The sequence below is a fragment of the Xenorhabdus sp. PB61.4 genome, assembly GCF_963894935.1.
Taxonomy (GTDB): domain Bacteria; phylum Pseudomonadota; class Gammaproteobacteria; order Enterobacterales; family Enterobacteriaceae; genus Xenorhabdus; species Xenorhabdus stockiae.
Genome location: NZ_CAWQJR010000112.1, coordinates 103,394 through 111,085, shown reverse-complemented (window position 1 = coordinate 111,085; position 7,692 = coordinate 103,394). Strand labels below are relative to the sequence as shown.

Below are 7,692 nucleotides of genomic sequence, written 5' to 3'. Positions count from 1 at the left end.
ACTATTATCATTGCAATAATAGTTTATTAGAGGTATTTGATAACACAAATGCCTTATGGATTTCAAGATACATTGTGGTAGTTAAGGTATGAATTTATCCGGCGAAAATATGTATTCCGGATGAGAGGTTGTAATCTTTATAAAAACGGTAATAGCGATAAATGCGTAAAGATAACAGAAAAACTGATTGAAATATGTCGGATAAAGACCTTCCGTAGCGGAAGGCCGTTATTTGTAAATAAGCCTTAATCATAAAACAGCCAGTGACTGTTTTTATCACATCAGGAAAAGGCCAGGAAAGGAGAGATACACAGTAAAATCCCTGTGAAAATAATTAAAACCAGTGAGATTCCTTTGTAGTGATGAAGGCTGGGGACTTTATAAACCAGATAGGCTGGAATCAGACAGCCGACAATCCCAAATATCGGGCTACAGATAGAGGTGAAACTTAAAACAGGTGCATTCAGAATGATAGCTCCCCACGCCAATAAAATAGCAAATACCATAATGCCTTTTTGGACCCACTTTTCATTGATTTTTGCAGCAGGCATTAACCGTCCGAGCAGGTTCATGGCTATTCCCTGACTGGCTTCGCGGAATCCGAGGTAAACACCAAAAAAAGCAGTCATAACAGCGAAGACATTGAGCATGACACTGACAAAAATGACCCAGCCACCAGGGAAAAATTGGGCGGCAATCGCAAGTGCAGAAATATTCTGCTCATAAGCTTTGATTGCTTCATCGTGTCCTAATGCCAGCGTGAAAGAGACGGCATAGAAAAATACCGTACAAAACAGGATAGCAAAGGCAATATTCATCGCCCGCAGTGCCTTATAGCGGGCAACTTCGCGGTTGCTTTCATGACTTCGATAAGAGATAACCATCGGGCTTAGTGTCTGAATAAACAAAATGGAAGTCAGCGTGAAAGGCAGTGTGATAATGGCTTTTTTGATTAACATGGAAAAAGGAGGAAGCGCACCGATATTGTATAGGTGCCACATACCAATCATGGAAAGCCCCAGTGCTGCAACAACAACTAATTTTACCGTTACCATCAGGCTGGAAACTTTAAATAGTAATTGCTCACTACGGGAAGAAATCATCACCAAAATACAGATTAAGGCCAGACCATAAAAAGGATTTTCGGAGAGTAAGTTATCGGTCACTCCGAAGGTTTGTAGGTATGAGGCACTATCGTTGGTAATTGCAGTGGAGTAAACAAACATCCAAATTACCAGCATAATAAAGTAGAGCACACCTAATAAAACCCCCCAGTTTTTACCAAGATAACCCCCGATTATGCTGGGGTAGTCTTTACATTCGGGGGATTCGGCAAGTGTATTAATGAATAACCGCTGAAAAAGATACATAGCCGGATAGCCGATAACTGAAGAGAGCAGGAAAACCCATAGTCCCATCAGACCAACCTGAACAGGAAGGAAAACAATACCTGCTCCTATGGCCATGCCAATACTCATAATCACCCAACCCATGTCAGTACCATTGAACTTTATGGCCTGTTTCCATTCAGCTTCTTTCATATTGGCTCGTTTTGCTGCCGAAGAAACATGAGACATGGGCTGATTACCTTTTATTGCTGTTTTCATAATAGTTCTCGCTTACATTTTTGGTGTTGGAGTCGGGTTTAGCTAAGACAGGGAGACGTACCATATAAACACCAAAGAATTGTTTGCTCAGAAAATGAATTGTTGTGTGTTGATATTAAAGAATTTTATGAAGAAAATGTTTTCCGGATGACTCTGGCTTAATACGTTTTTGGGAAGAGTCATTTTTATGCCTAAATGGGAAAGGTGTATCATTTTCTTTTTATATCAGGAAGTTGTAATTGCTTATGATATTGAAAATTTAAACAATCAGAGAGAAAGCGATGTGTTTTATCACATACGAACTTGCTCAAAACGTCCTGTCAGTATTAAATCCTTTTTATTATTTTCATTATGATATAATTTAGGATATTAATCTAGTTTTTTCTTATTGACGATAAAAAATGGATGAAAATTCATCTGTCCTGATGAGAGTAATTTTATTTGTTTATTTTTATGCTTTATTTAAGCTGAATCAATTTATGGTTAGAGTTTTGTATTAATTTATCGATTAAAATAAAAATAACGGAACGGGATAGATGCTTATCAAATATTATTTAGTGATTATTTAAATCATCCGGTATTTATATGGTTTTAAAATGGCATTTTTTGTTTTATTTATTTTTTAAAATTCTATTTGTTTTGTATTTACGTTTTTTTAGCGAGTTATTTCTATTTTTAGATAGGAATGAGTGATTTTATCGTAGTTGTGATATTCAAAAATCATCAGGTATAGTGACACAGAGCAGGCCTGGTGAGAGAAGTTCTGGAGGAGGGGTTAAGTATCATTTAAGTCAGAGTTTATACAATTATTCCTATTTTTAGTGGGTTGTTTGGAAATAATATTCCGCAATATATGATATTTCTATAATGATATTTTAAGGATTAATATCTTCAGTTTTGTTTAACTATAGTGATCAGCATTGTTGATAATATTATGTTTTATTTCATGGACTTTTCCTATGATAAAATCTATTATTTGGCCGTTTTATCTTGGTCATATCTGCCGTTATATACTTAATTTCGCTTAAATAGAAACCAGCAAGATAATATAAAGGTATCACTGACCTGACAGGCTGTTAATCAAAAAATTCGCAGGAAGAAAATAATGAAAAGTAAACTGACTTTAGCTTCTGTTTGTCTGGCTTCACTTATGCTAGCCGGTTGTGCAACAGAATCCTCATCAACTCTTCAGGTTCAAAAAGTTTCCTCTTATAACACAACCTATAAAGGTATTCGCAGCCCTATTGCCGTGGGTAAGTTTGAAAACCGTTCAAGCTACCAGAATGGTATTTTCTCTGATGGAATTGATCGTTTGGGTAACCAGTCAAAAACTATTCTGGTGACAGACTTACAGCAAACCGGTCGTTTTAATGTGCTGGAGCGCACGAATATGGCTGAATTGCAAACAGAAGCCGGATTACAAGGTAAAGCACAGAAGTTAAAAGGGGCAAGTTATGTCATTACTGGTGCAGTGACTGAATTTGGCCGTAAAGAAGTCGGTGATCACCAGTTATGGGGAATTTTAGGTCGTGGTAAATCACAGATCGCTTATGCAAAAGTGATGCTGAATGTGGTGAATGTGGAAACGTCTGAAGTCGTTTTCTCTTCAGCGGGAGCCGGGGAGTACAAGCTATCCAACCGTGAAATTATTGGATTTGGCGGCACTTCGGGTTATGACTCCACTCTGAATGGCAAGGTTTTAGATTTGGCAATTCGTGAAGCTGTGAATGATTTAGTGTCAGGTATTGAAAGTGGTGCCTGGAAGCCAACGAATTAATAATAAATATTATATAGGAAAGATTATTTAATGTTTTTGATGAAAAAGACGGGGATGTTACTGGGCACGCTAGTGTTAGTCGGATGTGTACAGGCACCGAAAACTATTTATGAATGGGGTGATTACCAGTCAACGCTTTACCAGTATTACCAACAAGATAAAACTGGGCCACTGGAGCAGATACAGGCTCTGGAAAAAGTGATTGAACAGGCAAAAGCCAAAGATAAACCTGTTCCTCCCGGCCTGCATGCACAAATGGGGCTACTGTACAGCAAAACAGGCAATATTGAGGATGCCTTTCAGCAGTTTGAAATAGAGAAAAGATTATTTCCTGAATCTGCACCTTATATGGATTTTCTGCTGAGTAAAAATAAGGGAGTGAAATAATGAACCGAATTTTGGGTGCGATTGGTGCTTTATTTTTGCTGATACTGACGGGGTGTGCCAAACAGGCACCGCATGATTATTCTGCTTTAAGGGCAAGCGATCCTAAATCGATACTGGTTCTGCCCGCAGTGAATAAGTCTGTAGATGTGAAAGCCGCTGGCAGTGTGATTTCTCAGGTTACTTATCCATTGGCTGAGTCAGGATATTATGTTTTTCCTGTTGCGGTAGTAGAAGAAACCTTCCGGCAGAATGGCGTGTCTGAGGCTCAGGATATTAGTAATATCAGCTATAAGAAACTGCATGATATTTTTGGTGCAGATGCAGCGCTTTACTTGGATATCACGCAATACGGTACACAATATCAGATCATCAGTAGTGATACTCGTGTAACTGCTGAGGCTCGTTTGGTTGATTTGCGTACAGGTGAAAAAATATGGGGCGGTATAGCAACAGCCTCCAGCGCAGAGAATCGCAACAATGGTGGTGGCGGAATTATTGGTATGTTAGTGTCTGCGGCCATTGAACAAATTGTTAATACTGTCGCTGATAGAGGCCATGAGATTGCGGGCATTACGAGTAACCGTTTGTTAAGTGCCGGGCAATATTGGAATGGCCACCTGCTGTATGGCCCACGTTCAGCGTTTTATCGTAAAGAAAAAACAGAATAATTATTCCTGTTATTTTTCAGATTACGTTGTTACAAAAATGCCGCAGGTAATTACTGCGGCATTTTTATTAACGTTCTTTAGCCTGATTAGACATCCAATCGCTTAGTTTGCCATTTTTTGGATTTCCAGCGCCACGCGTTTACCAGACCACGAACCCACTCATCACAGAAAAAGCCAATCCAGATCCCCAGAATGCCCATTCCCATGGTAATTCCCAGAAAATAACCAACGGGGATAGAGATACCCCACATGAAAATCAGGGCAGTATAAAGCGGGAACCGGGCATCGCCGGAAGCTCGCAGTGCGTTGACCATAACGATATTAAAAGTACGTCCCGGCTCCAGAAACACAGATAGCAGGAAGAGTGGCAGCAACAGCTCAATGATTTTTTGGTCTTCTGTCATCAGGCCTAGAAGGGGTTGCCGGAAAGCCCAGAAAGATAAGACCACCCCAATTGTGACGATAACACCGATTTTCAGGCTTTTTATACCGCGAATATAAGCCTCTTCAAAGCGTTTTGCCCCGACAAGGTGACCAACCATAATTTCGTTACCAATACTGGTGGCAATCCCAAAAAGCATAATGAACAGTGATAGCTGGAAATACAGTGTCTGTGCTGCCAGAGATGTTTCGCCCATCAAACCGATAAACGCCTGTGCAGTCATGTACTGCAATATCCACACGAGGTTTTCACCAGCCGCAGGCAAACCGATATGCAAGATTTTACCCAGCATATTCTTTGACCAGCATATGAGTAATTTTGGTACCAGCTTTATTTTCAGGCCATAAAATAGCAAGCCGCAGAGGAGAATAACTGCAACAGTACGACCAAATACTGTAGACCATGCCACACCTTCGAGGCCATATTTAGGTAGCCCGAAGAACCCGTACAGAACAATCATATTGCCGACAATTGTCAGTAAATTGGCGATCAGGGTGACATACATGGCTGATTTTGATTTGCCATATACTCGCAAGCAGGCTGCCAGAATAATTGAAATGGCTTCTGGTATCAGACAGATACCCAAAATATGCAGATAAGCAAATCCATCATCCATCAGGTTTTCTGGCAGATTCATGATATGCAGGATTTTGTAGCCGAAGAAAATAGTTACCAATGCACAGCCAAAACCCAGCACAAAATTAAAGGCGATGGAAATGTGGATCGCCTGACTGGCTTTATCCCGCCTTCCTGAACCGAGGTATTGGGCGATGACAACGCTGCAACCAACGCTGATAAAATTGAAGATAGTAATGAATAGATCAAAAACATGATTCCCAACGCCCATCGCAGCCAGATAGGCCGAAGAAATATGGCTAACCATATAGGTATTGATTAACAGCGTCGCCATATGAAGAAAAATATCAATGAAGATCGGCCAGCTCAGGGAAAAAAGCGAACGATCAACAACATCAGATTGATGCATTATAAAAAACCTATTGTTTGAATTGAAATGAGTGGTCTTTTTGTGGTGTGACATATACTCAGAATACAGTCGTAATTTTACTTGGTTTATTGGTTGATTGATAGGCAAAACACGCGATTTGCTGATAGATAACAGGTAATAAAATTTATGGCTATGACTTGATTCTTATCCCCGATTCACTGGATAATCTTCTGCCTCAAATTATCTCACCATTTTTTTATCTCAAAAGCCAAACGATTGCGTATGAGAAATGGCTGAACTGATAGCACCAGCATTTTTAGTGTTATTAAGTGACGTAATCGTTTTCGTCGGGAGGGGAGTAAAGAAATGATGAGAAAAATAATGATCGATATTTAACACACTGGCAGGGGATAAACATGTCTGGCATGCGGGCACCAACTCAATGCAAACTCGATAGGTATTTTAAGATAACTGAACGTGGAAGCTCGGTACGTCAGGAGATTCTCGCTGGGTTAACAATATTTCTGGCTATGGTGTATTCCGTGATTGTTGTACCGGGTATGCTCGGACAAGCCGGATTTCCTCATACCGCGGTATTTATTTCTGTCTGTCTGGTGACCGGCATTGGCTCATTGCTGATGGGATTATGGGTTAATTTGCCGATGGCAATTGGCTGTGCCATCTCACTGACTGCCTTTACTGCTTTTAGTCTGGTATTAGGGCAGCAAGTTAGCATCCCTGTTGCACTGGGCTCTGTTTTTCTGATGGGATGTATATTTACCTTTATTTCTGTTACCGGTATTCGAGCCTGGTTATTGCGTAATATTCCAATGGGAATTGCACATGGGGCAGGAATTGGTATCGGATTATTTTTGCTGCTTATTGCGGCAAATGGCGTCGGTCTGGTGATTAAAAATCCGAAGGAAGGATTACCGGTTGCCTTTGGTACACTGACTGCCTTTCCTGTCTTTATGACTCTGCTTGGTCTGGCTGCGATTATCGGTCTGGAAAAGAAAAAAGTCCCCGGTGGCATTTTGCTGGTTATCATCGTTATTTCAATCATTGGCCTGATTTTCGATCCTGCGGTGAAATATCAGGGATTTTTTAAAGTGCCTACATTAGGAGAAGACGGCCTTTCCCTGATGTTCAGTATGGATATTATGGGGGCGTTGCAGCCTGCTGTCCTGCCAAGCCTTCTTGCACTGGTGATGACCGCAGTATTTGATGCCACAGGGACTATCAGAGCTGTGGCCGGGCAGGCCAACTTGTTGGATAAGCGTGGGCAGATTATTAGTGGTAGTAAGGCGTTAACCGCTGATTCTGTCAGTAGTATTTTTGCCGGAGCGATAGGCTCTTCGCCTGCTGGCGTTTATATCGAATCTGCCGCAGGGAGTGCTGTAGGCGGAAAAACAGGGTTAACTGCGACCATTGTCGGTATTTTGTTTCTGCTGATCTTATTCCTTTCTCCATTGTCATATCTGGTTCCTGCGTATGCCACTGCACCGGCTTTAATGTATGTCGGTCTGCTGATGCTGAGTAATGTGAGAAAACTGAATTTCGATGATTCTGTTGATGCTGTGTCGGGGCTGTTGTGCGCCGTATTTATCGTTCTGACCTGTAATATCGTGACAGGAATTATGTTGGGTTTCAGCACGTTGGTTGTCGGGCGTATTTTTGCCGGTGAGTGGCGTAAGCTGAATATTAGTACGATAGTCATCGCCACTGCACTGGTGGTATTCTATGCCAGCAGTTGGGCTATTTAGCCAGAACTAGCCTGAAAGTTATGCGTAAGCGGTTAACGCTTGCGCATATATCTCCCTGCCTGATAATTTTTAAAACCTGTCAAATTTTCGACAAAATCCTTC

6 protein-coding genes are annotated in these 7,692 nt (G+C 40.9%); 4 read left to right on the top strand and 2 right to left on the bottom strand.

Annotated elements, in window-relative coordinates; all coding sequences use genetic code 11:
* Positions 1 to 281 precede the first annotated feature (281 nt).
* Positions 282 to 1,577 carry a hypothetical protein gene (locus tag AACX68_RS06830; protein WP_370630263.1) on the bottom strand — a complete coding sequence of 432 codons (1,296 nt, stop codon included), beginning with the start codon at positions 1,575 to 1,577 and terminating at the stop codon, positions 282 to 284.
* Between the two features lie 1,135 nt (positions 1,578 to 2,712).
* Between AACX68_RS06830 and AACX68_RS06825 the strand changes: the two genes are divergently transcribed.
* Genes AACX68_RS06825 through AACX68_RS06815 form a run of 3 tightly spaced genes read left to right on the top strand, consistent with a single transcriptional unit; the run spans position 2,713 to position 4,439 of the window.
* Positions 2,713 to 3,384 carry a CsgG/HfaB family protein gene (locus AACX68_RS06825; protein ID WP_099111090.1) on the top strand — a complete coding sequence of 224 codons (672 nt, stop codon included), beginning with the start codon at positions 2,713 to 2,715 and terminating at the stop codon, positions 3,382 to 3,384.
* A 30-nt stretch (positions 3,385 to 3,414) separates the two neighbouring features.
* Complete coding sequence (locus AACX68_RS06820; protein WP_228857854.1) at positions 3,415 to 3,771, top strand: DUF4810 domain-containing protein; 357 nt, start codon at positions 3,415 to 3,417, stop codon at positions 3,769 to 3,771.
* Positions 3,771 to 4,439, top strand: a complete 669-nt coding sequence (locus AACX68_RS06815) for a DUF799 domain-containing protein (protein ID WP_228857853.1) — start codon at positions 3,771 to 3,773, stop codon at positions 4,437 to 4,439. Before AACX68_RS06820 ends, AACX68_RS06815 begins: the two co-directional genes overlap by 1 nt.
* Positions 4,440 to 4,525: 86 nt before the next feature.
* Here AACX68_RS06815 and AACX68_RS06810 read toward each other — a convergent pair whose 3' ends face one another.
* Positions 4,526 to 5,866, bottom strand: a complete 1,341-nt coding sequence (locus AACX68_RS06810; protein ID WP_099111093.1) for an MATE family efflux transporter — start codon at positions 5,864 to 5,866, stop codon at positions 4,526 to 4,528.
* 377 nt (positions 5,867 to 6,243) lie between these two features.
* On the opposite strand from AACX68_RS06810, the gene AACX68_RS06805 reads away from it, so the two are divergent.
* A complete protein-coding gene (locus tag AACX68_RS06805) occupies positions 6,244 to 7,590 on the top strand; it encodes an NCS2 family permease (RefSeq protein WP_228857852.1) in 1,347 nt (448 codons plus the stop codon).
* The last annotated feature ends 102 nt before the right edge of the window (positions 7,591 to 7,692 follow it).

What these genes read in the sequence shown, in the direction of transcription:
- AACX68_RS06830 (WP_370630263.1), bottom strand. Translation starts at nt 1,577, where the DNA reads ATGTCTCATGTTTCTTCGGCAGCAAAACGAGCCAATATGAAAGAAGCT.
- AACX68_RS06825 (WP_099111090.1), top strand. Translation starts at nt 2,713, where the DNA reads ATGAAAAGTAAACTGACTTTAGCTTCTGTTTGTCTGGCTTCACTTATG.
- AACX68_RS06820 (WP_228857854.1), top strand. Translation starts at nt 3,415, where the DNA reads ATGTTTTTGATGAAAAAGACGGGGATGTTACTGGGCACGCTAGTGTTA.
- AACX68_RS06815 (WP_228857853.1), top strand. Translation starts at nt 3,771, where the DNA reads ATGAACCGAATTTTGGGTGCGATTGGTGCTTTATTTTTGCTGATACTG.
- AACX68_RS06810 (WP_099111093.1), bottom strand. Translation starts at nt 5,866, where the DNA reads ATGCATCAATCTGATGTTGTTGATCGTTCGCTTTTTTCCCTGAGCTGG.
- AACX68_RS06805 (WP_228857852.1), top strand. Translation starts at nt 6,244, where the DNA reads ATGTCTGGCATGCGGGCACCAACTCAATGCAAACTCGATAGGTATTTT.